Annotated in this window: 20 protein-coding genes; 7 read left to right on the plus strand and 13 right to left on the minus strand. The window is 73.9% G+C overall.

What is annotated here, in order from left to right; all coding sequences use genetic code 11:
• Positions 1-443: 443 nt before the first annotated feature.
• On the minus strand, positions 444-1,448 hold the full coding sequence (locus AB0K43_RS28195) for a stage II sporulation protein M (protein WP_363644613.1): 1,005 nt from the start codon (positions 1,446-1,448) through the stop codon (positions 444-446).
• 233 nt (positions 1,449-1,681) lie between these two features.
• On the opposite strand from AB0K43_RS28195, the gene AB0K43_RS28200 reads away from it, so the two are divergent.
• On the plus strand, positions 1,682-2,662 hold the full coding sequence (locus tag AB0K43_RS28200; protein WP_363644615.1) for an RDD family protein: 981 nt from the start codon (positions 1,682-1,684) through the stop codon (positions 2,660-2,662).
• Between the two features lie 46 nt (positions 2,663-2,708).
• On the opposite strand, the gene AB0K43_RS28205 is transcribed toward AB0K43_RS28200, so the two are convergent.
• The 3 genes from AB0K43_RS28205 to AB0K43_RS28215 form a co-directional block, all read right to left on the minus strand.
• Positions 2,709-3,344, minus strand: coding sequence for a hypothetical protein (locus AB0K43_RS28205; protein WP_363644617.1), 636 nt, complete (start codon positions 3,342-3,344; stop codon positions 2,709-2,711).
• A 93-nt stretch (positions 3,345-3,437) separates the two neighbouring features.
• Positions 3,438-4,886, minus strand: coding sequence for an adenosylhomocysteinase (gene ahcY, locus AB0K43_RS28210; protein ID WP_363644619.1), 1,449 nt, complete (start codon positions 4,884-4,886; stop codon positions 3,438-3,440).
• Between the two features lie 239 nt (positions 4,887-5,125).
• Positions 5,126-6,100: a cation diffusion facilitator family transporter gene (locus AB0K43_RS28215; RefSeq protein ID WP_363644621.1), complete on the minus strand. Its 975-nt coding sequence runs from the start codon at positions 6,098-6,100 to the stop codon at positions 5,126-5,128.
• Between the two features lie 226 nt (positions 6,101-6,326).
• Here AB0K43_RS28215 and AB0K43_RS28220 point away from each other — a divergent pair, with 226 nt between their 5' ends.
• Positions 6,327-8,003 (plus strand): FAD-dependent oxidoreductase, encoded by a 1,677-nt coding sequence (locus AB0K43_RS28220; RefSeq protein ID WP_363644623.1) that lies wholly within the window; start codon positions 6,327-6,329, stop codon positions 8,001-8,003.
• Positions 8,004-8,008: 5 nt separating this feature from the next.
• Entirely contained in the window at positions 8,009-9,457 is a 1,449-nt protein-coding gene (locus AB0K43_RS28225; RefSeq protein WP_363644625.1) for an ATP-binding protein, read from the plus strand.
• A 17-nt stretch (positions 9,458-9,474) separates the two neighbouring features.
• On the opposite strand, the gene AB0K43_RS28230 is transcribed toward AB0K43_RS28225, so the two are convergent.
• The 4 genes from AB0K43_RS28230 to AB0K43_RS28245 all read right to left on the minus strand — a co-directional run bounded on the left by AB0K43_RS28230 (position 9,475) and on the right by AB0K43_RS28245 (position 12,877).
• Entirely contained in the window at positions 9,475-10,641 is a 1,167-nt protein-coding gene (locus tag AB0K43_RS28230; RefSeq protein ID WP_363644627.1) for an SIS domain-containing protein, read from the minus strand.
• 34 nt (positions 10,642-10,675) lie between these two features.
• On the minus strand, positions 10,676-10,858 hold the full coding sequence (locus AB0K43_RS28235; RefSeq protein ID WP_363644629.1) for a Trm112 family protein: 183 nt from the start codon (positions 10,856-10,858) through the stop codon (positions 10,676-10,678).
• 146 nt (positions 10,859-11,004) lie between these two features.
• Positions 11,005-12,390 carry a phosphomannomutase/phosphoglucomutase gene (locus tag AB0K43_RS28240; RefSeq protein WP_363644631.1) on the minus strand — a complete coding sequence of 462 codons (1,386 nt, stop codon included), beginning with the start codon at positions 12,388-12,390 and terminating at the stop codon, positions 11,005-11,007.
• A gap of 103 nt (positions 12,391-12,493) precedes the next feature.
• On the minus strand, positions 12,494-12,877 hold the full coding sequence (locus tag AB0K43_RS28245) for a DUF3499 domain-containing protein (RefSeq protein ID WP_363644633.1): 384 nt from the start codon (positions 12,875-12,877) through the stop codon (positions 12,494-12,496).
• Positions 12,878-13,007: 130 nt separating this feature from the next.
• Here AB0K43_RS28245 and AB0K43_RS28250 point away from each other — a divergent pair, with 130 nt between their 5' ends.
• The gene (locus AB0K43_RS28250; RefSeq protein WP_363644635.1) at positions 13,008-13,466 is read left to right on the plus strand and encodes a metallopeptidase family protein; all 459 of its coding nucleotides are present in this window, start codon (positions 13,008-13,010) and stop codon (positions 13,464-13,466) included.
• Positions 13,467-13,525: 59 nt separating this feature from the next.
• Here the strand turns inward: AB0K43_RS28250 and AB0K43_RS28255 are convergent, their stop codons facing one another.
• The 3 genes from AB0K43_RS28255 to AB0K43_RS28265 form a co-directional block, all read right to left on the minus strand.
• Positions 13,526-15,145 carry a DUF5719 family protein gene (locus tag AB0K43_RS28255; RefSeq protein ID WP_363644637.1) on the minus strand — a complete coding sequence of 540 codons (1,620 nt, stop codon included), beginning with the start codon at positions 15,143-15,145 and terminating at the stop codon, positions 13,526-13,528.
• 6 nt (positions 15,146-15,151) lie between these two features.
• Positions 15,152-19,048: a glycosyltransferase gene (locus AB0K43_RS28260; RefSeq protein WP_363644639.1), complete on the minus strand. Its 3,897-nt coding sequence runs from the start codon at positions 19,046-19,048 to the stop codon at positions 15,152-15,154.
• A gap of 278 nt (positions 19,049-19,326) precedes the next feature.
• A complete protein-coding gene (locus AB0K43_RS28265) occupies positions 19,327-19,599 on the minus strand; it encodes a WhiB family transcriptional regulator (protein WP_350642958.1) in 273 nt (90 codons plus the stop codon).
• Positions 19,600-20,275: 676 nt separating this feature from the next.
• On the opposite strand from AB0K43_RS28265, the gene AB0K43_RS28270 reads away from it, so the two are divergent.
• From AB0K43_RS28270 to AB0K43_RS28280, 3 genes are read left to right on the plus strand one after another with little or no spacing between them, the layout of a single operon-like run.
• Positions 20,276-20,902, plus strand: a complete 627-nt coding sequence (locus tag AB0K43_RS28270; RefSeq protein WP_363644642.1) for a cysteine dioxygenase family protein — start codon at positions 20,276-20,278, stop codon at positions 20,900-20,902.
• A 35-nt stretch (positions 20,903-20,937) separates the two neighbouring features.
• Positions 20,938-21,897, plus strand: coding sequence for a 2-phospho-L-lactate transferase (gene cofD, locus AB0K43_RS28275; protein ID WP_363644644.1), 960 nt, complete (start codon positions 20,938-20,940; stop codon positions 21,895-21,897).
• Positions 21,894-23,183, plus strand: coding sequence for a coenzyme F420-0:L-glutamate ligase (locus tag AB0K43_RS28280; RefSeq protein ID WP_363644646.1), 1,290 nt, complete (start codon positions 21,894-21,896; stop codon positions 23,181-23,183). Before cofD ends, AB0K43_RS28280 begins: the two co-directional genes overlap by 4 nt.
• Positions 23,184-23,202: 19 nt before the next feature.
• On the opposite strand, the gene AB0K43_RS28285 is transcribed toward AB0K43_RS28280, so the two are convergent.
• Together AB0K43_RS28285 and AB0K43_RS28290 are read right to left on the minus strand one after the other, a co-directional pair.
• A complete protein-coding gene (locus AB0K43_RS28285; protein ID WP_363644648.1) occupies positions 23,203-24,111 on the minus strand; it encodes a DNA-3-methyladenine glycosylase 2 family protein in 909 nt (302 codons plus the stop codon).
• A gap of 68 nt (positions 24,112-24,179) precedes the next feature.
• Entirely contained in the window at positions 24,180-25,328 is a 1,149-nt protein-coding gene (locus AB0K43_RS28290) for a peptidoglycan recognition protein (protein WP_363644650.1), read from the minus strand.
• Between the last annotated feature and the right edge of the window lie 55 nt (positions 25,329-25,383).

Here is a 25,383-nt window from a genome sequence, read left to right on the forward strand (position 1 = left end):
TCCAACCGATCCAATGGACCGGCCGGGGATGTCAACATATCTGGCGTTGACTTTTGGCACGCTGTTGAGTTCTCAAGGAACGGACACTTCCTTCGGACCGCCTTCCAGCGGGCCCTCCGGGCGCTTCGTTCTTTCGTGTTCTCAGCTTATCAGATGTTTCCCGGCCGTTTTACCGGCTTTCGTTTCTCCGAATTCCCGCTGAGGGGGTTTCCTTCGACTTCGCCGAGAAGCTTATCAAAGCTTCTGAGTGCTCAGACTCGGGAGGTTTTTCGCTTTGCCGGCCAACATCCGAGTGGATGCGATGCCCAGGCTTGGCGGTGTCGTAGACACTACGCCCGGTCCCCGCCGTTGTCCAGCGGGACCCAACCGTTCAAATCTACTAGCCGACCGGTACCACGTCAATGGTTCCGGGGGGATGATCATGACCTTACCAGGTCCGGAGCTCAGGCTGCGACGGGCTGGAGGTCGGCCCGGTCCGCCTCCTCGACATCTCCGAACTCGCCGCGGGAGGCGGCACGTCGGCCCAGCACGAGGGCGTAGACGAGGAACAGGACCTCCGCCAGGACGCCGATCCCGACCCGGGCCCAGGTCGGTAGGCCGGACGGGGTGACGAAGGCTTCCAGGATGCCGGAGACCAGCAGCACCACCGTCAGGCCGAGCGCCATGCCGATGGTGGCGCGGCCCTCCTCGGCGATCGCCGTGGCGCGGGTGCGCGGGCCGGGGCTGATGATCGTCCAGCCCAGGCGCAGGCCCATTCCGGCGGCGACGAAGACGGCGGTGAGTTCGAGCAGGCCGTGCGGGATGAGCAGACCCAGAAAGAGGTCGAGTCGGCCGGCCGCGGCCATCATCCCGATTCCCACGCCGAGGTTGACCACGTTCCCCAGCAGGACCGGGATGACCGGGATACCGAGCAGGACGCCGTAGACCAGGCACTGGACGGCGATCCAGGCGTTGTTGGTCCACACCTGGGCGGCGAAGGCGCTGGCCGGGTGCTCCGAGTAGTAGGCCTCGGCCTGGCCGCCCGGCTTGGTCAGCTCCTGGAACGCCTCGGGGGTGGCGATGCTGTCCCGGACCTCCGGGTGGGTCGCCACCCACCAGGCGATCACCACCGTGAGGGCCAGCGAGAGCAGCGCGATCGGTATCCACCACAGGCGCGCCCGGTACAGGGCGGAGGGGAAGCTGACCGCGAAGAACCGACCCACGTCGCGCCACGAGGAGGTACGGGCACCGGTCACCGCTCCCCGCCCGCGGGCGACCAGGGTGGTCAGCCGGCCTTCCAGGACCGGGTCCGGGACGGTCGCCTGGACCTGGGCGAGGTGGCTGGTGGCCCGCTGGTAGAGGGCGATCAGCTCGTCGGCCTCCTCGCCGCTGAGCCGGCGGCGCCGGCTCAAGGTCTCCAGACGCTGCCACTGCGCCTGGTGAGTGGCGACGAAGACGTCCAGGTCCATGCGGCTCGCTCCAGGGCTGCGGGGTGACGGCGGGTGAGGACCGCGGGCGGGGCACGCCCGGGCCCGGGTGCGCCTAGCTTGCCAGAGGTGGCGGGCGGCCCGGCAGGCGATACCGGGGCTGCCCGTCAGGGGCGGTACCAGTCTTCCGGCCGACGGACCGCCCCCGTACTGTTTGGCGCTGGTGCATTGCGGGGGGCGGGCCGTCCGGCTGCCACGAGTGAGCGGTGGGTGTTGTGAGCGACCTGGTGACAGGTGAGGCGGTCGTCCTGGGGCTGCGGGCGGCGAAGCTGCCCAGCCGGGCGCTGGCCCGGTTGATCGACACGGTGGTCCAGTTCATCGGCTGGATCGTCACGAGCATGGTGGCCATCGCCGTGGCCGGCGATGCCGACGAGGCCGCCATCGCCGCGATCATGCTGTCGATATTCGTGTTCTACGCGGCGATCCTGCCGATCCTGGTCGAGACGCTCTCCAAGGGCCGCTCGCTCGGCAAGCTGGCGCTCGGGCTGCGGGCCGTACGGACCGACGGCGGACCGGTGCGGTTCCGCCACACGCTGGTGCGCGGCCTGGTCGGGGTGGTCGAGTTCTCGCTGGCCGGTGCCCCTGCGGTGATCACCTCGCTGATCTCCCCGGAGGGCAAGCGGCTCGGCGACATCTTCGCCGGCACCCTGGTGGTCCGCGAGCGGGTGCCGGCGGGGGTGCTCGGCCACGGCGCGTTGCCGCAGGTGCCGCCGCAAGTGCTGCACATGCTCGGGAACGACCTGGTGGCGATGGACCTCTCCGCCGTCCCGGAACCGCTGTGGCTGGCGATCCGCCAATTCCTCGGCCGGCTCGACCAGCTCGACCCCGCCGTGGCGGCGGGGATGGCGCAGCGGCTGTCGACGGACCTGGCCGGGCACACCGGGCGCCCGGCGCCGTACGGGCTGATGCCGGCGATGTACCTGGGCGCGGTGCTGACGGAGCGGCAGCGCAGGGAGTGGGCCCGGGCCACCGCCGCCGCCGGCGCCGGCCAGTGGGGGGGCGCGCAGACCTTCCAGCAGCCCCAGCCGCAGGCCCCCCAGCAACACCAGCAGTACCAGCAGCACCAGCAGCCGCAGGCCCCTGCCGCGGCGCCCCCGGTAGCGCCCCCGGCGACGCCCGCCGAGGAACCCGCATGGGGACTCACCAAGGACCCCGCCGCACAGCCCGCCGCCGAAGGCTTCGCGCCCCCGGCCTGAACGGCCACCGCCTCGATCGGGCCACCCGCCTCGATCGGGCCGCCGCTCAGCCCCCGTACTCGACGGGCCACCGGTTGGGCGGGGACTCCAGCTCCTCCAGTTCGATGCCGGGCGCGGCGAGCACCACGTCGCCCGCCAGGTGGACCACCGCCTGCTCGCCGGTGGCCAGGTCGGCCACCTGGTAGCGCTCCACCTGGAGCGGGCCGCTGTCCGTCTCGTGCGTCTCGACGCCCTCCAGCTGCCAGCCCTGGTCCACGGTGTGCGGCGCGAGCACCGGATCGGTGAGGCGGACCAGCCTGATCCGGGCACTGCCGCCCGGGCGTAGCCGGAGCAGTCGGGCGGTGGCCACCAGGAAGGCCGGCGAGCTGCCGGTGAAGGCGTGCGCCCGGTCGTAGCCCTCGACGGCCTGTGCACCGCCCGGATCGGCGGCGTCGGTCCGGACCCAGGCGACCCCGTCGACCGCACCGCCCCGCACCTGCCAGCCACCGGCCCGCACCTCCAGCCGCAGCGGGCGGCTGCGGGAGTCGAGGGTGAGGTCGGTGGTGCCGAGCGTGCCGCCGTCCGGGCCGTAGGTCTTGGACACGTAGCGCCAGCCCGCCGGGCCGGGGGCGCAGCTGAAGCGTTCCTCGCCCAGCAGGACGTGGTCGTGGGTGTCGTGGAGCGAGTAGCGGCCGTTGGGCATGGCCCGAAGCCTACGCAGCCCCACGCACCGGCGCCCGGCACCCCCGTGAAGGGGTGCCGGGCGCCGTCGCGATCGGACCGGATCGGTACCGGATCAGTAGCGGTACTGGTCCGCCTTGTACGGGCCCTCGACCGGGACGCCGATGTAGTCGGCCTGCTCCTTGGTCAGGGTGGTGAGCTTGACGCCGAGCGCGTCCAGGTGGAGGCGGGCGACCTTCTCGTCCAGGTGCTTGGGGAGGACGTAGACGCCGACCGGGTACTGCTCGGTCTTGGTGAACAGCTCGATCTGCGCGATGGTCTGGTTCGCGAAGGAGTTGGACATCACGAACGACGGGTGGCCGGTCGCGTTGCCCAGGTTCAGCAGGCGGCCCTCGGAGAGCACGATGATGGTGCGGCCGTCCGCCTTGCGCCACTCGTGGACCTGCGGCTTGACCTCGGTCTTCACCACGCCGGGGAGCTGGGCGAGGCCGGCCATGTCGATCTCGTTGTCGAAGTGGCCGATGTTGCCGACGATGGCCTGGTGCTTCATCCGGGCCATGTGCGAGGCCATGATGATGTCCTTGTTGCCGGTCGTCGTGATGAAGATGTCGGCGGTCTCGACGACGTCCTCGAGGGTGGCGACCTGGTAGCCGTCCATCGCGGCCTGCAGCGCGCAGATCGGGTCGATCTCGGTGACGATGACCCGGGCGCCCTGGCCGCGCAGCGACTCGGCGCAGCCCTTGCCCACGTCGCCGTAGCCGGCCACGACGGCGACCTTGCCGCCGATCAGGACGTCGGTGGCGCGGTTGATGCCGTCGATCAGCGAGTGGCGGCAGCCGTACTTGTTGTCGAACTTCGACTTGGTCACCGAGTCGTTGACGTTGATGGCCGGGAACAGCAGCTTGCCGTCGCGGTGCATCTCGTACAGGCGGTGGACACCGGTGGTGGTCTCCTCCGTCACGCCCTTGATGGTGGCGGCGATCTCGGTCCACTTGGCGGGCGAGTCGGTCAGGGTGCGGTTGAGCACCTCCAGGATGAGGCGGTACTCCTCGTTGTCCGCGGTGGACGGGTCCGGGGCCTCGCCGGCCTTCTCGAACTCGACGCCCTTGTGGATCAGGAGGGTGGCGTCACCGCCATCGTCCAGGATCATGTTCGGGGTCTGGCCGTCGGGCCAGGTGAGCGCCTGCTCGGTGCACCACCAGTACTCCTCCAGGGTCTCGCCCTTCCAGGCGAAGACCGGGACGCCGGCCGGGTTCTCCGGGGTGCCCTCCGGGCCGACCGCGATGGCGGCGGCGGCGTGGTCCTGGGTGGAGAAGATGTTGCAGGAACACCAGCGGACCTCGGCGCCGAGCGCGGTCAGCGTCTCGATCAGCACGGCGGTCTGCACGGTCATGTGCAGCGAGCCGGTGATCCGGGCGCCGGCCAGCGGCTGGGAGGCCGCGTACTCCTTGCGGATCGACATCAGGCCGGGCATCTCGTGCTCGGCGAGCTGGATCTCCTTGCGGCCGAACGGGGCCAGGGAGAGGTCGGCGACCTTGAAGTCACCGGTGGGGTTCGACGACATGCGGGGGCTCCTCGCTGCGGTGGGCCTGGGAACGGGTGTGCTGAGCTGCAGAGCGGCCGCGGGTATGGCCCTCTGCTGCGGCACAATCCGTCGGAGGACCTCTCTCCCTCGACCCGCGCACCGGCGCGGCCCGACCGCCATCAGCAGCGACGTTTGGCTCTGCCGACGAATCTACACCGACCGGGCGGTGCGCCGGGGCGCACACACCCGGTTCCGGTCACGGCCGGGGCCGTGCGGGCTCAGTGCGCCGCGGGGCCGGGGCCGCCGGGGGTGGCCTCCGGGTCGGGGCCGGCGGCGGCCTTCTCGGCGCTGTAGATGTCGGGCTCCAGGTAGATCGCCCGGGCGATCGGGACGGCCCGCCGGACCCGGGCCTCGGCCAGGTCGATGGCCTCGGCGATCTGCGCGGCGGTGTCCTCGGCGTTGACCCCGATCTTGGCGGCCACCAGCAACTCCTCCGGGCCGACGTGCAGGGTGCGCATGTGGATCACGCCGGTGACCGAGTCGTGGTCGACCAGGGCGTCCCGGATGTCGGAGACCACCTCCTGGTTGGCGGACTCGCCGACCAGCAGGGACTTGGTCTCCACCGCCAGCACGACCGCGATCACCACCAGCAGGATGCCGATCGCCAGCGTGCCGATGCCGTCCCAGACGCCGTTGCCGGTGATCACGGTGAGGCCGACGCCGAGCAGCGCGAGCACCAGGCCGATCAGGGCGCCGGTGTCCTCCAGCAGCACCACCGGCAGCTCCGGGGCCTTGGCCCGGCGGATGTAGGAGGTCCAGGCGTGCGTGCCCTTGTCCTTGACCGCCTCGCGGTAGGCCGTCAGGAAGGACCAGCCCTCCATCAGGATGGCGAAGACCAGCACGCCCACCGGCCAGTACCAGCTGTCCAGCTCGTGCGGGTCGTGGATCTTCTCGTAGCCCTCGAAGCAGGCGAACAGGCCACCCACGCTGAACAGCACCACGGCGACCAGGAAGGCGTAGACGTACCGCTCGCGCCCGTACCCGAACGGGTGCTCGGCGTCGGCCTCCCGGGCGGCCCGCTTGCCGCCGATCAGCAGCAGCACCTGGTTCCCGGAGTCGGCCACCGAGTGGACGCCCTCGGCGAGCATCGAGGAGGAGCCGGAGAAGGCGAAGGCCACGAACTTGCCCGCCGCGATCGCCAGGTTCGCGGACAGCGCCGCGACCAGTGCCTTGGTGCCGCCTTCGGTACTCATGCTGTGGTCGGGTCCCTCCGACTGGGGCCGGGGCAGTCCGGCCGTGGTGTGTCGAGCGCACATTATCCCGATGCCGGCCGGCCGCCTCGCCGCCGGTACGCCGGGAGCCGGCGCTCCGAGAGGCAGCATCGGGTGGTCCGGGCAGAGAATCGGTTCGGGGCGGCGGGTGCCGGGCCGACCCGGTGCGATCGCCGGAGCGGCGGACGACGCGAGGACGAGGACGGCCATGGCTGAGACCGGCGAGGCACCGCGGACGGTGATCCTCACCGTCGACGACGATCCCGGGGTGTCCCGCGCGGTCGCCCGCGACCTGCGGCGCCGCTACGGCGGCACCCACCGGGTGGTGCGGGCGGAGACCGCGGCGTCGGCGCTCGACGCGCTGAACGAGATGAAGCTGCGCGGCGACCTGGTCGCGGTGATCCTCGCCGACTACCGGATGCCGCAGATGAACGGCATCGAGTTCCTCGAACAGGCGATGGACGTCTACCCCGGGGCGCGGCGGGTGCTGCTGACCGCCTACGCGGACACCGGCGCGGCGATCGACGCGATCAACGTGGTGGATCTCGACCACTACCTGCTGAAGCCCTGGGACCCGCCGGAGGAGAAGCTCTACCCGGTGGTGGACGACCTGCTGGAGACCTGGCTGGCCTCCGACCACCGGCCGGTGCCGGAGACCAGGGTGGTCGGGCACCGCTGGTCGGCGCACTCCTCGGAGGTCCGGGAGTTCCTCGCCCGCAACCAGGTGCCCTACCGCTGGTACCCCTCGGACGAGCCCGAGGGACAGCGCCTGCTCGCCGCCGCCGGCGAGGACGGCATGCGGCTGCCGCTGGTGATCACCCCGGACGGCGAGGCGCTGGTCGAGCCGGACGGGACCGAGCTGGCGAGCCGGGTCGGCCTGGCGACCACCCCCTCGGCGGATTTCTACGACCTCGTCGTGATCGGCGGCGGCCCGGCCGGCCTGGGAGCGGCGGTCTACGGCGCGTCCGAGGGCCTGCGGACCGTGCTGGTCGAACGCACCGCGACCGGCGGCCAGGCCGGCCAGAGCTCGCGGATCGAGAACTACCTGGGCTTCCCCGACGGCGTGTCCGGCGCCCAGCTGACCGAGCGGGCCCGGCGCCAGGCCGCCCGGTTCGGGGCCGAGATGCTGACCGCGCGCGAGGTGACCGCCCTGGAGGTGAACGGGCCGTCCAGGACCGTGCGCTTCGCGGACGGCTCCGCGATCGCGGCCCACACCGTGATCCTGGCGACCGGCGTCAGCTACCGGCAGCTGGACGCCCCCGGGGTCGCCGAACTCACCGGCCGCGGCGTCTACTACGGCTCGGCGCTGACCGAGGCGGCCGGCTGCGCGGGCAAGGACGTGTACATCGTGGGCGGCGCGAACTCGGCCGGCCAGGCCGCCGTGTACCTGGCCAGGGGCGCCCGCTCGGTGACCATCCTGGTGCGCGCGGCCTCGCTGACCAGGTCGATGTCGCACTACCTGGTGCAGCAGATCGCCGACCTGCCCGGGATCGCCGTGCGCACCGCCACCGAGGTGGTCGAGGCGCACGGCACCGACCACCTGGAGCAGATCACCCTGCGGGACACCGGGACCGGCCGTACCGAGCGGGTCGACGCCCAGTGGCTGTTCGTGTTCATCGGTGCCGCGCCGCTGACGGACTGGCTCGAAGGCGTGGTGACCCGCGACGGCCGCGGCTTCGTCGTCGCCGGGCCCGACCTGTCGCCCGGCGGGCAGCCGCCCGCCGGCTGGCCGCTGGACCGGGCCCCGTACCACCTGGAGACCAGCGTCCCCGGCGTCTTCGTGGCCGGTGACGCGCGCTCGGAGTCGGCCAAGCGGGTCGCGTCGGCGGTCGGCGAGGGCGCCATGGCCGTGATGCTGGTGCACCGGTACCTGGAGAGGCTGTGAGACCTGTGACCACTCCGCCCGTGTGCAGCCCCGCGGAGCTCCGCACGCTCTTCCTGTTCGAGCACCTGGCCCCGGAGCAGCTGGACTGGCTGTGCCGCGAGGGGCGGGTGGAGCAGGCCCCGGCCGGCCCGGTGTACGCCGAGGGCGACGCCGCGACCTGCTTCTACGTCCTGCTCGACGGCACGATCGTGCTCTCCCGGCGGGTCGGCGTGGACGACATCGAGGTGACCCGGACGTCCCAGCGCGGCGTGTACGCGGGCGCCTTCCAGGCCTACCTCGGCGACCGGACGCCACAGCTGTACACCAGCTCGCTGCGGGCCGTGGCGCCCTCGCGGTTCTTCGTGCTGTCCGCCGAGACGTTCGCGCGGCTGATGCGCGAGTGGTTCCCGATGGCCGTCCATCTGCTGGAAGGGCTCTTCCTCGGCGTGCAGGTGACCCAGGAGGCGGTCGGCCGGCGCGAGCGGCTGCTCGCCCTCGGGTCGCTGTCGGCCGGCCTCACCCATGAACTGAACAACCCCGCGACCGCCGCGCTGCGGGCCACCGCCGCGCTGCGCGAACGGGTCGCCGGGATGCGCCACAAGCTCGGTGCGCTCGCCACCGGCTCGTACCCGGTGGAGGGGATGGAGGCCCTGATCACGCTCCAGGACAAGGCGGTCGACCAGGTCGCCGCCACGAAGTCCGTCACCCTCGGGCCGCTGGAGGCGGCGGACCGCGAGGACGCCGTGGACGACTGGCTGGACGAGCGGGGGATCACCGACGGCTGGCAGCTCGGACCGGCCTTCGTCCAGGCGGGCCTGGACACCGGCTGGCTCGGCCGGGTCGAGGCCGCGGTCGGGGCGGGCAAGCTGGAGGGCGCGCTGCGCTGGCTGCACTACACGGTCGAGACCGAGCTGCTGATGAACGAGATCGAGGACTCCTCCACCAGGATCTCGGCGCTGGTCGGTGCGGCCAAGCAGTACTCGCAGCTGGACCGGGCGCCGCACCGGGTGATCGACGTGCACGAGCTGCTGGACAGCACGCTGCTGATGCTCGCCGGCAAGATCCCGTCCGAGGTGGCGGTGGTCCGCGACTACGACCTGACGCTGCCGCACATCCCGGCGTACCCCGGGGAGCTCAACCAGGTCTGGACGAACCTGATCGACAACGCGCTCGCCGCGATGGCCGGCGCCGGCACCCTGACCGTCCGCACCGCGCGCGACCACGAGCAGGTGCTGGTCGAGTTCGGCGACACCGGGCCGGGCGTGCCCGACGAGATCCGGGAGCGGATCTTCGAGCCCTTCTTCACCACCAAGCCGGTCGGCGAGGGCACCGGGCTCGGGCTCGACATCTCCTGGCGCATCGTGGTCAACAAGCACCACGGCGACCTGCGGGTCGAGTCCGAACCGGGCAACACCCGCTTCCGGGTCCTGCTCCCCCTCGGCGAACCGGACCAGGGCGGGTCGGACAAGCCCTAGGGCTTGTCCGGCAAGCCCTAGCTCGCCAGGCCCAGGTAGACCGCGGCGAAGTCGGTGAGTCCGACCAGTTCGGCCAGGGCCTGCAGCGGGTCCTCGAAGCTCGACGTGTACTCGGTGAGCCGGACCTCGTGGGCGTCGGCGAGCCGGCGGGCCCGGGCCACGCTGTGGCCGGCCTCGTTCAGCTCCTCCACGCCCGGGGTGTGCCGCAGCAGCACCACCTGGAGCTGGAGCGTCTCTGGCTCCTCCACCCGGTCCCGGAAGAAGTCCTCCGGGTCGGCCCCCGCGCCCAGCCGCCCGACGAACATGCCGCGGTGCGCCGTGAGCACCGCGGGCAGCCGGCCGGGCAGCGCCGGCAGCCCGGCCCGGTCCGCCAGCACGGCGGCGAACCGGCCGGCCGCGGCGGCGGTCACCGGGCCGGCCGCCCACACCAGCGGGACGGTGCCGGAGAGCTGTGCCGCCAGCGCCTTGGCCGGGTTGGTGTACGCCTGGGCGTCCGGGCGGCAGCGCACCGCCACCTCGTCCAGCCGGTCGGCGGCGGCGGCCACCGAGCCCGGCGCGAGTTGGGTGACCCCGGTCTTCTCGGCCAGCGCGAGCAGCGGCGCCAGGAAGGCCCAGAGCGCGCCCGGGTCCTCGGCCGGCAGGTCCGGCTCGTCGGTCCGCGGCCGCCCGCCGTCCTCCACCGCGCTCGGCGCGAAGGGCAGCGGCAGGCCGCGGACCTGGAGGGCGGCCTCGGCCAGCGGGCTGCTCTCCGGGGAGATCACGGCGATCGCGCAACCCCGCGTGTAGGCCTGCTCGGCGAGCGAGACCAGGCCGCCCTCGATGCCCTGGGCGGAGGCCAGCACCACCAGGTCCAGCGGGCCGACCCAGCCGGGCAGCTGCCAGCCGAGCCCGGCGGTGAAGACCGGCCCGGCCGGCCGGGACTCGGTCGGCGCCAGCGGGAGCACCTGGCAGTTGGGCACCGCCAGCGCGGCGAGCATCGCGCCGGCGTTCAGCGCGCTGCCGCTGCCCGCGACCACGACCGTCCGCGGCCGCCCCTCGGGGCGCAGCCCCGCCAGGCCGGCGGCGTCGGCGAGCCGGGAGGCGATCCGGATCCTGGCGCCGACCCCGGCCAGCGCGAGCAGGGCGTGCTGCCGGTCGGCGCGCAGCAGGGCGGCCGGGTCGTCGAGCAGGGAGTCGTCGAGCATGCGGCTGGCCTCCAGCGGGTGACCGGACGGGATGTCAGGAGGGGCGGCGGGCCTCGTCCAGGAGGAGCACCGGGATGCCGTCGCGGACCGGGTACACCAGGCCGCAGGTCTCCCCGGTGCAGCGCAGCTCGTGCTCCTCGCCCTGGACCTGCTCGGTCAGCGGGGCGTGGCACTGCGGGCAGACCAGGATCTCCAGCAGGGAGGACGGCAGGCTCATGGCGTAGGGCTCCAGCTTCGTACGGAGGGGGGCGGGTATGCGGGTGCCCCGACCGGTAGCAACACTACCGGCCGGGGCACCTGCGCAGTCAGCGCCTCGGCGATCTGTCCGCCGCTCGGGCGGGCCCGGTGGCGGGCCCGGCCGGGTCAGGCCCGGACCAGCGCCAGGACGGCGTCGCGGACCTCGGCCATCCGGGCCGGGTCCTTGGCCTCGACGTTGAGGCGCAGCAGCGGCTCGGTGTTGGAGGCGCGCAGGTTGAACCACCAGTCGGAGCCGGCGACGGTGAGCCCGTCCAGTTCGTCGACGGTGACGCCGGGCTGCTCGCCCCAGGCGGCGCGGACGGCCTCGGTGCGGGCGTGCTGGTCGGCCACGGTGGAGTTGATCTCGCCGGAGGCTGCGTAGCGGTCGTAGCGGGCGGTCAGCTCGGAGAGGGTGCCGTCCTGGCCGCCGAGGGCGGCGAGCACGTGCAGGGCCGCCAGCATGCCGGTGTCGGCCCGCCAGAAGTCGCGGAAGTAGTAGTGCGCGGAGTGCTCGCCGCCGAAGATCGCGTCGGTGCGGGCCATCTCCTGCTTGATGAAGGAGTGGCCGACCCGGGTGCGGACCGGCTCGGCGCCGAGCTCCTGGACCACCTCGGCGACCGTCCAGGAGGTGATCAGGTTGTGGATGACGGTCGGCTTGTCCTCGCCGGCCGCCCGGGCCCGGGCGATCTCGCGGGCGGCGACCAGGGCGGTGATCGCGGACGGCGAGACCGGCTCGCCGCGCTCGTCCACCACGAAGCAGCGGTCGGCGTCGCCGTCGAAGGCCAGGCCGATGTCGGCGCCGGCCTTGACCACCTCGGCCTGCAGGTCGACCAGGTTCTTCGGGTCGAGCGGGTTGGCCTCGTGGTTGGGGAAGGTGCCGTCCAGCTCGAAGTACATCGGCACCAGGTCGAGCGGCAGGCCGGCGAAGACGGTGGGCACGGTGTGGCCGCCCATGCCGTTGCCGGCGTCCACCACGACCTTGAGCGGGCGGATCGGGGTGAGGTCGACCAGCGAGCGCAGGTGCGCGCAGTAGCCGGCCAGGCTGTCCTGGGCACTCAGGGTGCCGGGGGTGGCGTCCGAGGCGGGGACGGTGACGGCGCCGTCGGCGTCCAGCCAGGACTCCACCAGCTCGCGGATCTCGTCCAGGCCGGTGTCCTGGCCGACCGGGGCCGCGCCCGCCCGGCAGAGCTTGATGCCGTTGTACTGCGCCGGGTTGTGGCTGGCCGTGAACATCGCGCCGGGCAGGTCGAGGCTGCCGCTGGCGTAGTACAGCTGGTCGGTCGAGCAGAGGCCGATCTCCACCACGTCCGCGCCCTGGGCGGCGGCGCCCTCGGCGAAGGCCCGGGTCAGGCCCGGCGAGGAGGGGCGCATGTCGTGGCCGACCACGATCGCCGACGCACCCACCACCTTGACGAACGCCGCGCCGAACGCACGGGCCAGGGACTCGTCCCACTGGTCCGGCACCACACCCCGGACGTCGTAGGCCTTCACAAGCTGCTTGAGGTCCCGCACCTGACTGCTCCCGGTGTGTGTCTGCTCGGACGAAAGGGCAGCGTACCCGCAGCGGGTGGGGCCCAGGTGACGCCGGGCCCGCGGACCGGTGCGCCCGGCGGCCTCAGTTGTCGGGCGAGCGCAGCACCCGGAGGTGGCCGCGGCGGCCGGACTCGCCGGGGTCGCCGTCGCCGGGGCGGCCCTGACGGGGTGTGCGGTCCTGCGGGCGCTCCTGCGGGCGGGCCGCCTCGCGGACGGCGTTGGCCAGCGCTTCGAGGTCGTCGCTGCTGCGGCGCAGCGGGCTGACGTCGGCGGCGAGCCGGACCACCTCCCAGCCGCGCGGGGCGGTGAGCCGCTCGGCGTGCTCGGCGCACAGGTCGTAGCAGTGCGGCTCGGCGTAGGTGGCGAGCGGGCCGAGGACGGCCGTGGAGTCCGCGTAGACGTACGTCAGCGTCGCGACGGCCGGACGGCCGCACGCGGTCCGCGAACAACGACGTACAGAGCTCACGAGGGTGGACGGTACCGCACTCCTGACCAGGCCGCGAAGACCCGCCCCCGGTCCACCCGGTGTGTCGTCGTCACGCGGGGTGTCGGAATGGTCCACTTCCGAGCAGCCAAGGGCTACGCTCGACTTTGATATGGACAGCTCCGCACCCCAGCCTCCGGTGTCACCGGCCGGACCACCACGCCGTTCCCGGCACCGTGATCGGCACGGCCGCGGCCTGCGCGGGCCGCTGGCGCCGCCGCAGGTGCCGATCTCGCTCACCCGCTCCGAGCTCTTCGACGACTACGTGCGCGAGTCGGTGGAGCGGCTGGAGCGACGGTGGCCGCAGCTGCAGGAGGTCGAGTTCGCGGTCCTGGAGGTGCCGGTCCCCGCGGAGGGTGAGCGGGAGCCGGAGACGGTGCCGCTCGGGCGGGTGATTCCGGCCGCGCCCGGGCGGCGCAGCCGGATCGTGGTCTATCGCCGTCCGGTGGAGATCCGGATGAAGGCGCGCGAGGACCGGGCCGCGCTGGTGCACGAGATCCTGATCGAGCAGGTGGCCGAGTTGCTCGGCCTCTCCCCGGACGCGATCGACCCGCGCTACGGCGAGGACTGACCGGCCCGCCGCCCGGGCCGGGCGGCGGGCCGAGGCGTACCGGGCCGGGTGCGGCCCGGTCAGCGCAGCAGCAGTCCCGGGTCGCCCTGGGCGTGCGGCAGCCGGACGGTGCTGTGGTCGTCCGCCAGTGCCTGGATGGTGAACATCTGGACGTCCTTGGTCGGGACGGTGAGCATCCGGGCGGCCATCACCGGGCCGCCGGAGACGGTCTCGACGGTCAGGCCGTAGACGCCGTTCAGACCGTCCGGATCGGGCACGTCCAGGGCGACGGTGGCGCCGGCCGGGACGGTCAGGTCCTTGCTCACGGGGTTGCCGCCGCCGCTGCCGGCCGAGGCGGTGACCTTCACCTTGGCCTCCTCGCCGTTCGAGGTGAGGATCAGCTGGCTCTGGCCGCCGCCGCGGTTGTCCGCGATGTTGGCCCGCGCGCCCACCGGGGCCGCGCCGGCCAGCCAGGCGGCGTCCGACTTGCCGTTCTTGGCGCGGTCGACCCGGACCCCGGCCACCACCGGGGTGGGGTGGGCCGGGTCGTTGGTGGTCAGCCGGATCGCGCCGACCTCGCCGCGGGTGACCTGGCCCAGGTCGACCGCGGTCACCATGCCGGCCTTGACGTGCAGGGTCTCGTGGTCGACCGGGGTGAACCAGCCGTTCTTGCCGGAGATCTGGACCTTCAGGTCGGCGTCGTCCTCGCCGGGCGCGGCGACCACCAGCCGGGCCGCGGAGGCGTCCGCGGGCAGGCCGGGGATCACCACCTCGGGGGCCGGGGCGACGGAGGGCTGCAGCCAGTCCGCGCCCTTGCCGCTCTCCACGGCGTGCAGGCCGGCGCCGACCCGGCCGCTGCGCACCCGCACCTGCACCGCCAGGTCGTCGACGCCCGGGGCGAGCGAGCTGAGCCTCAGCGCGTCGGAGGTGCCGGGGGCGATCGCGATGCCGTTGGCCGCGTCGTTGTCGATCGGGCCCTTGGGGCCGTACAGCTTGAGGTCGACCACGGCCGGGCCCGCCTCGGCGTTGACCAGGCTGACGTAGTCGACCCGGCCCTGGACGGTGCTGGCGCCCGAGAACCAGAAGCTGGTGCCGGAGGGGACGCAGCCGACCCCGGACAGGCCGACGGCCTGCTGGTCGGTCACGGTGGTGATCTGCGAGACGCTGAAGCCCGGCGCGAGGGCGCCGGTGGCCACGGCGACGGTGCCGGGGGCGAGGTCGCCGTTGGCGGCCGGTCCGGTGGCCGGGGCGCCGGGTTTGGCCAGCGCCAGCCGGGCGGCCGCGCCACCGGCGGGCGCGTCGGACGGGGCCCCCGAGGCCGGGGCGGAGGGCGCCGGGGCGGGCGCCCCCGCCGTCGGCACGGTGACGTCGTTGAGCGTCGCCGCGCCGCCGGTCGCGGTGGCGCCCAGCGGTGAGTACAGCGACAGCGCGGTGTTCCCGGTGACGCCCTGGAGCGGCTGCGGGCACACCAGCGAAGTCCGCTCGACCTGCGCGGTGGTGGCGCCGGCGGCGGTCCCGGCGGCGGCCGGGGTGACCGGGGGGCGGAGCTCGGCGATGCCGAAGACCACGCCCAGGACGACCGCGGCGGCCAGCAGCGAACGGCCGGTGCGGCTGCCGCCGGACAGCGTGGCGGCGGCGAACTCGGGCTTCTTGAGCGTGGGCGCCTTGAGCTTGGGCGCCTTCAGGCTGGGCTTCTTCATACCGGGTCAGCTCCCCGATCCGTGGTGGTGCGGGTGACCGCCGTTGCCGTAGGGGTCGGTGCCCTCGGGGTACGCCTGCGGGTACGGCTGGGTCCCGTCGGGTGCCCAGGGCTGCTGCTCGGGCGCGTTCGGGTAGCCGGCGTACTGGTCGTAGCCGTACGGGGCGTACTGGTCGGGGTACTGCGGCTGGGCGTACGGGCCGTCGGCGCCGGGCTGCCCGGCCTGGGGGGCGTACGGGCTGCCGGCCGGCTGCTGCTCGGGGTAGCCCTGGTAGCCGTACGGGTCCTCCTGGTAGCGGCCGTCCTGGTACTGCTCGCCGTCCTGGTAGGGCGCCCCCTGGTACGGGTCGCTCCGGTACTGGTCGGCCTGGTAGGGATCGGCCTGGTACGGGTCCGCGTACTGCTCGGCGGCGGGCGTGAACTCCTCGACCGGCTCCGGCTCACCGGTGGTCTGTGCCGGGATCCCGGCGGCGTAGACGCCGCCCTCCGGCTCGCCCTCGCCCTCGCCCTCGCCGCGCTCGGCCATCCGGCGGGCCCGGCGGCTGCCCGGGGCGGGTGCCTGGGCCTGGACGGCGGCGGCCAGCGCCTGGGCGGCGGCGACCTCCTCGGGGAGGTCGTCGTCGTTGTGGTTGCGGCGGCCGGGCAGGGCCAGCACCAGGACGGTGAGGCCGAGCAGCAGCTGCAGCGCGATCCAGCCGGTGTGCACCAGGTTCGACTCGCGGGTCACGTCGAGCCGGCCGCCCTCGGCGGGGAGCTTGAACCCCTGCGCCCAGCCGTCCAGGGTGACCGCCTCCAGCGGCTTGCCGTCCAGCGTGGCCTGCCACCTGGGGTCGGCCTGCTCGGCGAGGCGCAGCTGGCGGCCGGCCGACCCGGCCGGCAGCTCGGTCCAGATGTCGTGCACCCCGGAGGCGAGCGGCACCGGGAGGCCCTTGGGGTCGGTCAGCACCGCCCGGGCCCCGGCCGCCCCGGTGACCTGCCAGAGCGCGATGCCGTTGCCCTGGTTGAGCCTGGTCAGGCCGGGGGTGGTGTCCAGCACGTCCCGGACCTTGGCGGTGATCGGGTCCTTGGTCTCGATGTACTCGACGCCGTAGCCGGCCAGCGCGGCCGCCTGGTCGCCGCCGGAGCCGGCCAGCAGCTGGCTGGTCAGCTTGGTGAGGTCGCCGGCGGTGCCCGCGTCCACGGTGCCCTCGGCCTGGCCGAGCGTCAGGCCGGAGCCGCGGACCAGCGCGTAGGAGACCGAGGAGGCGTCGGCGGGGCCGGCCAGCACCAGGGTGCGGGCCCGGTCGGAGGTGCTCGCCTCCTCGGCGATGAAGGCCGGGACCTGGGCCTGGGCGGTGCGGGTCAGCGGGCCGTGGGCCCCGGTGACGGCCCACCAGACGGCGGTGCCCAGCGGCGCCAGGACGGCGCTGAGGACCACCACCGCGGCGAGCGGCTGGCGCCAGCCGAAGGCGATGCCGGAGACCCGGGCGTTGGCGCCGTCGGCGCCGATCGCGGCGGCGGCCAGCAGGGCGACACCGGTGAGCAGGGTGGCCGGGCCGGCCCAGGCGGCCGCGGCGGGCCCGCCGGAGGCCGGGGTGACGGCGGTGCCGGCCACCGCGACCGAGAACACCAGGCCGGCGCCGGCCGCGCCCCAGGCGGCGAGCACCGCGCGCCGCCGGTCGGCGCGCAGCAGCGCGGCCAGGGCGGCCAGCACCACGCCGACCGAGAGCCAGACCGGCGGCACCCCGGCGCCGCCGGGGTTGACCAGGACCAGGCCCAGGGAGGTGGCGGACGGGCCGTTGAATCCGGCCACCCCCGCCTCCAGCAGCAGCCGCGAGGGGTGCGCGAGCACCTGCAGCGACCAGGGGGCGAGCACCAGCACGGGCACCCCGAGGATCACCAGCACCCGCAGCCCGAGCAGCCGCAGTGCCTCGCCGCCGGAGCCGTACGCGCCGCCGCGGACCACCGCGAAGGCCAGCGCGGCCAGGCAGAGCGGGACGGCGATGGCCCAGGCGAGCGGGACGAAGGCGGTGCAAAGGACGAGCATCAGGGCCGTCATCCAGGTCGACCGCCAGCCGGGGCGGGCGCCCTTGGCGGCGGTCTCCTTGCGGATGCCGAGGCCGGCGCTGATCGCCGCGGCGCGGGCCAGCGGCGGGAGCAGCACGGCGAGCACCGCGGTGCCGATCCGGCCCTGGGCGAGGGCGCCGGTGGCGGCCGGGAGCAGCGCGTAGCTGGCGCTGGCCCAGGCCCGGACCAGCTTGGACTCGATCAGCGGGCGGGAGACCAGGTAGGCGCTGACCGCCGCGAGCGGGATGGAGAGCACCACCAGCAGGGTCACCGCGAGGTCGGCATGGCCGAACAGCGCCCAGGACAGCACCGAGAGCACCGCCAGGTACGGCGGCGCGGTCGCGGTGGAGCCGCTGCCGACCGGGTGCCAGGAGTCCGCGTACATCCGCCACAGGCCGGCCGCGCCGTCGGTGGCGGGCAGCAGGGCGCCGCCCTGGAGCAGCCCGGAGCCGATCAGGCCGCGGCAGGCGACCAGGGCGAACAGCAGGAGCGCGGTGAACAGCAGCGGCGCGGGGCGCTTGACGAGCTTCTTGAGCAGGGTGAACTGCTCGACCACCAGGTCGTCGGCGTCGTCGTCGCCGGGCCCGGACTCGACCGAGCCGTGCCGACCGGCGCCCGGGTCCTCGCTGCCGCCGATCCCCAGCGAGCTGATCATCTGCTCGACGGCGAGCCGGGCGGTGGCGCCGGGGGCGGGGAAGAGGCTGCGGTCGTCGCCGGCGTCGGCCGAGCGGGTGCGCTTGCGGCGCTTGCGGGCGAGCAGCAGCCGGGGCAGCCGGATCAGCTCGTGGCCGAGGCCGGCCAGCTCGTCGAAGGCCTGCCGCGGGTCCTTGCCGACCAGGTTGGTCCCCACCCGCAGCAGGGTGCCGAGCACCAGCCGCAGCAGCATGTACGGGAGCAGCGCGCGGCGGGTGTTGGCGAGCAGGGTGTAGACCGCGCCGGCCTTGTCGACCCGGTGCGGGTGGTCGGGGCCGCAGTCGATGGCGCGGCGCTCGCGGCTGGCCGCCTCGGCGTGCCGCAGCACCGCGTCCGGGGCGACCACGACCCGGTGGCCGGCCGCGTTGACCCGCCAGCAGAAGTCGGTGTCGTCGCGCATCAGCGGGAGCGCCTTGTCGAAGCCGCCGAGCTCCTCGAAGACGTCCCGGCGGACCAGCATGCCGGCGGAGGAGACCGCCAGCACCGGGCGGACCTGGTCGTGCTGGCCCTGGTCCTGCTCGCGGCGGTCGAGCCCGGTCCAGCGGCGGCCGGAGCGGGCGATCGTGACGCCGACCTCCAGCAGCTGCCGGCGGTCGTACCAGCTGCGCAGCTTGGGGCCGACCACGGCGGCGGTCGGGGTGGAGTCGGCGACCTGGAGCAGCCGGCGCAGGGCGTCGGTCTGCGGCTCGCAGTCGTCGTGCAGCAGCCAGAGCCATTCGACCGGGCGGGTCTCGCGCGGGCCGCCGCGGCCGAGGTCGTCCTCGTGGCCGAGCGGGTCGCCGTAGTCGTCCCAGCCACCGGTGACCGGGTCGTAGCCGGACGGGTCCAGGCTGTACGGGAGGTCCTCGGGGCGCAGCGGCGGGCTGTTGAACACGGCCTGGCCGACGGCGGTGCCGAAGCCCGTGCGGCGGCCGAGGACCAGCGGGCCGCTCTCGGGGAGCCAGTCGCCGAGGGTGTCCTGGAGCAGCTGCGGGGAGGTGTCGGTGGACCCGGTGTCGACGGCGAGGATGCGCTGCACCTGGCGGTCCTGGCCGAGCAGTCCGGCCAGCGCCTGCGGGAGCCAGCGGGCACCGTCGTGCGAGACGATCACGGCGGTGACGAGGTGGCGCGGGTACGCGGGCGGCCTGGCGGCGGCGAAGCCGCTCTGGTGGCTGTAGACGGTCATCGAGTGCGCGGGCCCCGGTTCCGGTGGGAGGGCGGTTGGTGTCGCAGTGCCATCCGGGCGGGCCGTCGGTCCGAACGCGGGTGGCGGTTGCGCATGCCGGATGCCGGACATCCGGATGGCGCACCACACTAACGGCTCTGGATGGCCGCGATGCCCCCGGTCCTGGTGAAGATGTGGCTGGGAAAGGAGTACGGGCATGGAGAAGCGCCCCACCGCTCAGGTGAGGCGCTGCCACGGGTGGGGGGCCCAGGGCCGCCGCCCGGGGGTCCGGGCGGGGGTCAGACCGCGCTCTTCTTGAGTCGGCGGCGCTCCCGCTCGGAGAGGCCGCCCCAGATGCCGAACCGCTCGTCGTTGGCGAGCGCGTACTCCAGGCACTCGGCCCGGACCTCGCAGGCGAGGCAGACCTTCTTGGCCTCGCGGGTGGAGCCGCCCTTCTCGGGGAAGAAGGACTCAGGGTCGGTCTGGGCGCACAGCGCGCGCTCCTGCCAGCCGAGTTCCTCTTCTTCCTCTTCGATGCCGTCACCGATCAAAAGCTCAAAGAGCTCGCTCATCTGGCGCGCCTCCTCTGCCCCTCTTGGCGTCCCCGTGGTGTTGCCGTTGCCTGGAGCGGCGGAACGACACGAGTGAAATTACAGTTGCGTCACTCTGGCCCAGTCAAGCCGAGCTCTGGTATTGGGCCAAGGATTCACTCCCCGGAACCAAGCTGTTACGAATAGTGTACATATCCGGACAACCCGGACATTCGTAGCAGCTGTTGGCAGATCGCCCCAGAACCACTTGCGGGTCGACGCACCGTCAACGCTGACCGGAACGGCCCTCCTTCCGACAGGAGGGACGCGTGCGGCCCGAGTGCGGTTGCCGGGTCACCCGGCTGCCTTCCCGGCGATCTTCGCATCGAAACCTAGAGGGTGATTTATCACCCCATCCGGTGGTTCAGTCGGGATGTGACCTGAATGTCCGTCCGCTCGGGTTGACACTCTCGCCTCTCTTGCGGTCTCCTTGCTCCCATGTCAGAGTTCGCCGTCCACCGGAGCCGCCGCCAGGCCGCGCTCCGTCGTGCCGCGAGCTCGCTCTCCTGTCGCCTCTGTTCCCGCTGTATCTAGGCGCTCGCGTCCCACCGCGCGCCGCCCAGGTAAGCCAGAGGCCGCCCGCGAGACAGTCCCCCTCGAAAGCTCCGCGGACCCGGCTGAATCCCCGCCGAACCAGCCGATCCAAGGACTATCGACCGTGCGAATGCCCCGTATCCGCAAGCGCAATCGGGACCGCGCCAAGCTTTCCCTGCGTTCCCTCCCCGGCACGTCCGCCCGCTGGGCCGACGGTCTGAGCGACGTCTCCATCGCCGGCGACCCGCTGGCCTTCCCGCACCTCGCCCGCACCGACCTGCCGGCGCACCCGACCACGGTGGCCGGCTACGCGCGCCTGGTCCGGGAGATCGCCGCCGACCGCGACCGCTGGGCCCCGCTGGTCCGCTACGACGCCCTCACCCGCTGGTACGCGCGGCTGGAGACCGGCCCCGGCTACGAGGTCTGGCTGCTCAGCTGGCTGCCCGGGCAGAGCAGCGGCTTCCACGACCACGGCCGGTCGGCCGGGGTGATGACGGTCGTCCAGGGCGAGCTGGTCGAGCGTTCGCTGACGGACGCGGGCGAGGGCAGCCGGGTGCTGGCGACCGGCCGGCAGCGGGTGTTCTCCGCCGGGTACCTGCACGAGGTGGTCAACGGCGCGCTGGAGCCGGCCGTCTCCATCCACCTCTACACGCCCGGGCTGGTGGAGATGAACCAGTACGGCGGCGCGGTCGTCCCCGAGCACCGGCACGAGCAGCAGCCCCAGCAGCACCAGCGCCAGCCGCAGGCCTGACGGGTCGCCACCGGGCCGCCTGGCAGGATGGGGCCATGCGCATCGTGGCACTGGCAGGCGGAATCGGTGGGGCGCGCTTCCTGCGCGGGCTCAAGGAGGTCGTCGCCCCGGGCGACGAGATCACGGTCATCGGCAACACCGGTGACGACATCCATCTGTTCGGGCTGAAGGTCTGCCCCGACCTGGACACCGTGATGTACACCCTCGGCGGCGGGATCCACGAGGAGCAGGGCTGGGGCCGGGCCGAGGAGACCTGGTCGGTCAAGGAGGAGATGAAGGCCTACGGGGTCGGCCCGGAGTGGTTCGGCCTCGGCGACCGGGACTTCGCCACCCACATCGTGCGTACCCAGATGCTGGCCGCCGGCTACCCGCTGAGCGCCGTCACCGAGGCGCTCTGCGACCGCTGGCAGCCCGGCGTGCGGCTGATCCCGATGAGCGACGACCGGGTGGAGACCCATGTCCGGATCACCGACGGGGCCGGCACCCGGGCGGTCCACTTCCAGGAGTACTGGGTCCGGCTGCACGCCGCCGTGCCGGCCGAGGCGATCGTGCCGGTGGGCGCCGACACCGCCGCGCCGGCCCCAGGCGTGCTGGAGGCGATCGCCGCGGCGGACGTCATCCTGCTGCCGCCGTCCAACCCGGTGGTGAGCATCGGCACCATCCTGGCCGTGCCCGGCGTGCGGCGCGCGGTCGCCGAGGCCCCCGCGCCCGTGGTCGGGCTCTCCCCGATCATCGGCGGCGCCCCCGTCCGGGGCATGGCCGACAAGGTGCTGGCCGCCGTCGGGGTCGACAGCACGGCCGAGGCGGTGGCCCGGCACTACGGCTCCGGGCTGCTGGACGGCTGGCTGGTGGACACCGCCGACCAGGGTGCGGTGGCCGGGGTCGAGGAGGCCGGCATCCGCTGCCGGGCCGTCCCGCTGCTGATGACGGACGTCGCGGCCACCGCCGCGATGGCCCGGGCGGCGCTGGCGCTGGCCGAGGAGGTCCGGTCGTGATCGGCGTCCTGCCGGTGCACGGGCTGCCGGAGATCGGCGCCGGCGCCGACCTGGCCGAACTGATCGCCAAGGCCGGCGGATTCGAGGACGGCGACATCCTGCTGGTCACCTCGAAGATCGTCAGCAAGGCCGAGGGCCGGCTGCTGCGGGCCGACGACCGGGAGGCCGCGATCGACGCGGAGACCGTCCGGGTGGTCGCCCGGCGCGGCGCGACCCGGATCGTGGAGAACCGCAACGGCCTGGTGATGGCCGCCGCCGGCGTCGACGCCTCCAACACCGCGCCCGGCACCGTGCTGCTGCTGCCCGAGGACCCGGACGGTTCGGCCCGCGCCCTGCGCGCCCGGCTCCAGCAGCTGACCGGCCGCCGGCTCGCCGTGCTGATCACCGACACCTTCGGCCGCCCCTGGCGCAACGGCCTCACCGATGTCGCCATCGGCGCGGCCGGCCTGCCGGTGCTGGAGGACCACCGGGGCCGGACCGACAGCCACGGCAACCAGCTGGCGATGACCGTCACCGCCACCGCCGACGAACTCGCCGCCGCCGCCGACCTGGTGAAGGGCAAGGCCACCGGCACCCCGGTCGCGGTGGTGCGCGGCCTGGCCGCCCTGGTCACCGCCGAGGACGGCGAGGGCGCGCGGGCGATGGTCCGCTCCCCCGCCGACGACATGTTCCGGCTCGGCACCTCGGAGGCCGTCCGCGAGGCCGTGACCCTGCGCCGCACCATCCGCTCGTTCACCGCCGAACCGGTCGATCCGGCCGCCGTCCGCCGCGCCGTCGCCGCCGCCGTCACCGCCCCCGCGCCGCACCACACCACACCCTGGCGGTTCGTGCTGCTGGAGGGCGCCGAGGCGCGGACCGCGCTGCTGGACGCGATGCTCGCCGCCTGGCGGCGCGACCTGCACGAGCTGGACGGCTGGGACGAGGAGAAGATCGCCCGCCGGACCGCCCGGGGCGACGTGCTGCGCGACGCGCCCTACCTGGTGGTGCCCTGCCTGGTGATGGACGGCTCGCACGACTACCCGGACGCCCGGCGGGCCGCCGCCGAGCGCGAGATGTTCACCGTGGCGATCGGCGCCGCCGTGCAGAACCTGCTGGTCACACTGGCCGGCGAGGGCTACGGGTCGGCCTGGGTCTCGTCCACGATGTTCTGCCGCGACACCGTCCGCGGGGTGCTCGACCTGCCGGCCGGCTGGGACCCGATGGGCGCCGTCGCGGTCGGCCGCCCGGCCGAGGCCCCCCGGCACCGCGCCCCGCGCGGTGCCGAGCCCTTCGTCACCGTCCGCTGACGACCGCCACCGGGGCGCGCTACCTGCCGCGGTGATCGTTGGGGGTGAGCCGGGGGCCGTAGCGCGGGGCCCGGGCGCCGGAGAGCAGGAGCAGGCGGCAGAGCCGGTGGCGGTGCGGGCGGTAGGGCTCCAGGAGGGCCAGCATCTGCTCGTCGTCGCTGCGGGGTCGGCCGGCCAGTGCCCAGCCGACCAGGTTGGGGAGGTGGAAGTCGCCGACCGAGACCGCGTCCGGGTCGCCGTTGCTGCGCTGCAGGGTCTCCGCCGCCGTCCAGCGGCCGATGCCGGGCACGGCGGTGAGCCGGGCGAAGGCCTCGGGCGGCTCGAAGCCGGCGGCCTCCTCCAGCCGGGCCGCCAGGCGGGCGGCCCGCACCACGGTCGCCGAGCGCTTCGGGTCGACCCCGGCCCGGTGCCACTCCCAGCTCGGGATCAGCGCCCACTCCCGGGCCGAGGGGGCGACCCGCATCCCCTCGGCCGGACCGGGCGCGGGGGTGCCGAAATCGCGCAGCAGGGTGCGCCAGGCCCGGTACGCCTCGTCGGTGGTGACCTTCTGCTCCAGCACGGCGGGGACCAGCGACTCCATCACCAGCCCGGTCCGGCCGATCCGCAGCCCCGGATGGGTGCGCTGGACCTCCCGCAGCGGGCCGGGCGGCAGCACCAGCGCGGCCGGGTCGTCGGCCGCGCCGAGCAGCTCGGGCAGCCGCGCCAGCAGCCACCCGGCGCCCGGACCCCAGGCCCGCGCCGCGACCTCGCCGCCGGCCGCCGCGATCCGGAGGGTGCCGGGCCCGTCCGGGGTGCGGGAGGCCCGCCAGAAGGCACCGTCCGCGGTGCTCCGGAACGCGGGGTCGGCCGGGCCGCGGCGCAGCGGGAAGAGGATCCTCGGCAGGTCGACCGGGAATCCCGGCCGCCACCGCCGCTCCGTGCCCGGCATCGCCCGTCACCTCTTCCGCCGCCCGGGGGTCGGGCCACAGGAACCATACGCCCGGCGGCCCGGGCGGATCAGCGGCCCTGGAGGTGGGCCGCCCTGGTGCGGATGTCGCCGAGGCTGTTGTAGAGGGTGTCGCCCGGGCACTCGGTGGCGAAGGCGTCCCGGTGGCCCGAGATCGTCTTGAAGCCGACCGAGGTGCCCTTCTTGTAGCGGCTGCCGTCGGAGGCGGAGACCAGGGTGGTCGAGCCGGCGGCGTCCTGGTCGGTGAGGCCGAGCTTCCAGGCGGCGATCTTGACGATGCCGTCCTGCTGGGCCTGCGGCGCCGAGGCGGAGCCGAAGCTGCCGATCGCGGCGACGCCCGAGGTGTCGGTGTTGAAGCCCAGGGTGTGGGCGCCCAGCACCGGTTGGATCACCCCGCCGGCCCGGCCCTCGAAGATGGTGCCGCAGCGGTCGACCAGGAAGTTGTAGCCGATGTCCCGCCAGCCGTTGCTCTGCACGTGGTAGAGGTAGATGGAACGGATGATCTTGGCGCTGTCGGTGCAGGCGTAGTTGTTGGCGGTGTCGGTGTGGTGGACGAAGACGGCCTTGACCGTCCCGGTGTAGACGAATCCGGGCTCCCGGATGGACTCGTCGGCACCCCAGCCCGAACGGGTGACGATGCCGGGCCGGGGGCCGGGGTGGTCGACCGAGGGCAGGGCGCGGTCGGCGGAGGCGGCGCCCCCCTCGGCGACCGGCAGGCCCTGGTCGGCGGCGGGCGAGTTGCCCGGGTCGACCAGCTCGACCCGCAGGCCGGTCGGCAGCGGGTGGCCCTCACCCCGGACCCGGACGGCGACGCCGTTGCTCGGGCCGACCCAGAGCGGCGCCGTCGACCCGCGCCCGGTCGGCTCGTCGGGGCGGTCGTCCGCATCGGTGGACAGGTCGAGCCAGCCGCTCCAGCGCCCGGTGCCCGCGGCCCGGGTGCGGACCTGGACGGTGCCCTTGAGCTGCGCGGCGGGGTCGTCCCAGCTCACCCCGACCATCGAGAAGGGCTTGGTGGACTGTGCGGCGAGGGTGTGGTCGGCGACGGCGGAGCGTTGCTCGGCGGTCAGGGAAAGGGTCGTGACCCCGCCCGGAGTCGCTCGGCCCTGGCTCGGCGGCGCGTCGGCGCCGGCGGCCACGGGCTGGAGCAGGAGGAGCGCGGTGGACCCGATGGCGAGAGAAGCTAAGTATGTAAAACGCATAAAACGGATATTGACGGCAAATCACTCCTGACGCCACGTCGACCACCCCCTGCGA

The organism is Kitasatospora sp. NPDC049258 (assembly GCF_040678895.1).
In the GTDB taxonomy this organism is placed as follows: domain Bacteria; phylum Actinomycetota; class Actinomycetes; order Streptomycetales; family Streptomycetaceae; genus Kitasatospora.

Excerpts from the sequence above, each read along its gene's own strand:
- AB0K43_RS28195 (WP_363644613.1), bottom strand. The coding sequence starts at position 1,448 with ATGGACCTGGACGTCTTCGTCGCCACTCACCAGGCGCAGTGGCAGCGT.
- AB0K43_RS28205 (WP_363644617.1), bottom strand. The coding sequence starts at position 3,344 with ATGCCCAACGGCCGCTACTCGCTCCACGACACCCACGACCACGTCCTG.
- ahcY (WP_363644619.1), bottom strand. The coding sequence starts at position 4,886 with ATGTCGTCGAACCCCACCGGTGACTTCAAGGTCGCCGACCTCTCCCTG.
- AB0K43_RS28215 (WP_363644621.1), bottom strand. The coding sequence starts at position 6,100 with ATGAGTACCGAAGGCGGCACCAAGGCACTGGTCGCGGCGCTGTCCGCG.
- AB0K43_RS28220 (WP_363644623.1), top strand. The coding sequence starts at position 6,327 with ATGGCTGAGACCGGCGAGGCACCGCGGACGGTGATCCTCACCGTCGAC.
- AB0K43_RS28230 (WP_363644627.1), bottom strand. The coding sequence starts at position 10,641 with ATGCTCGACGACTCCCTGCTCGACGACCCGGCCGCCCTGCTGCGCGCC.
- AB0K43_RS28235 (WP_363644629.1), bottom strand. The coding sequence starts at position 10,858 with ATGAGCCTGCCGTCCTCCCTGCTGGAGATCCTGGTCTGCCCGCAGTGC.
- AB0K43_RS28250 (WP_363644635.1), top strand. The coding sequence starts at position 13,008 with ATGGACAGCTCCGCACCCCAGCCTCCGGTGTCACCGGCCGGACCACCA.
- AB0K43_RS28255 (WP_363644637.1), bottom strand. The coding sequence starts at position 15,145 with ATGAAGAAGCCCAGCCTGAAGGCGCCCAAGCTCAAGGCGCCCACGCTC.
- AB0K43_RS28260 (WP_363644639.1), bottom strand. The coding sequence starts at position 19,048 with ATGACCGTCTACAGCCACCAGAGCGGCTTCGCCGCCGCCAGGCCGCCC.
- AB0K43_RS28265 (WP_350642958.1), bottom strand. The coding sequence starts at position 19,599 with ATGAGCGAGCTCTTTGAGCTTTTGATCGGTGACGGCATCGAAGAGGAA.
- cofD (WP_363644644.1), top strand. The coding sequence starts at position 20,938 with ATGCGCATCGTGGCACTGGCAGGCGGAATCGGTGGGGCGCGCTTCCTG.
- AB0K43_RS28285 (WP_363644648.1), bottom strand. The coding sequence starts at position 24,111 with ATGCCGGGCACGGAGCGGCGGTGGCGGCCGGGATTCCCGGTCGACCTG.
- AB0K43_RS28290 (WP_363644650.1), bottom strand. The coding sequence starts at position 25,328 with ATGCGTTTTACATACTTAGCTTCTCTCGCCATCGGGTCCACCGCGCTC.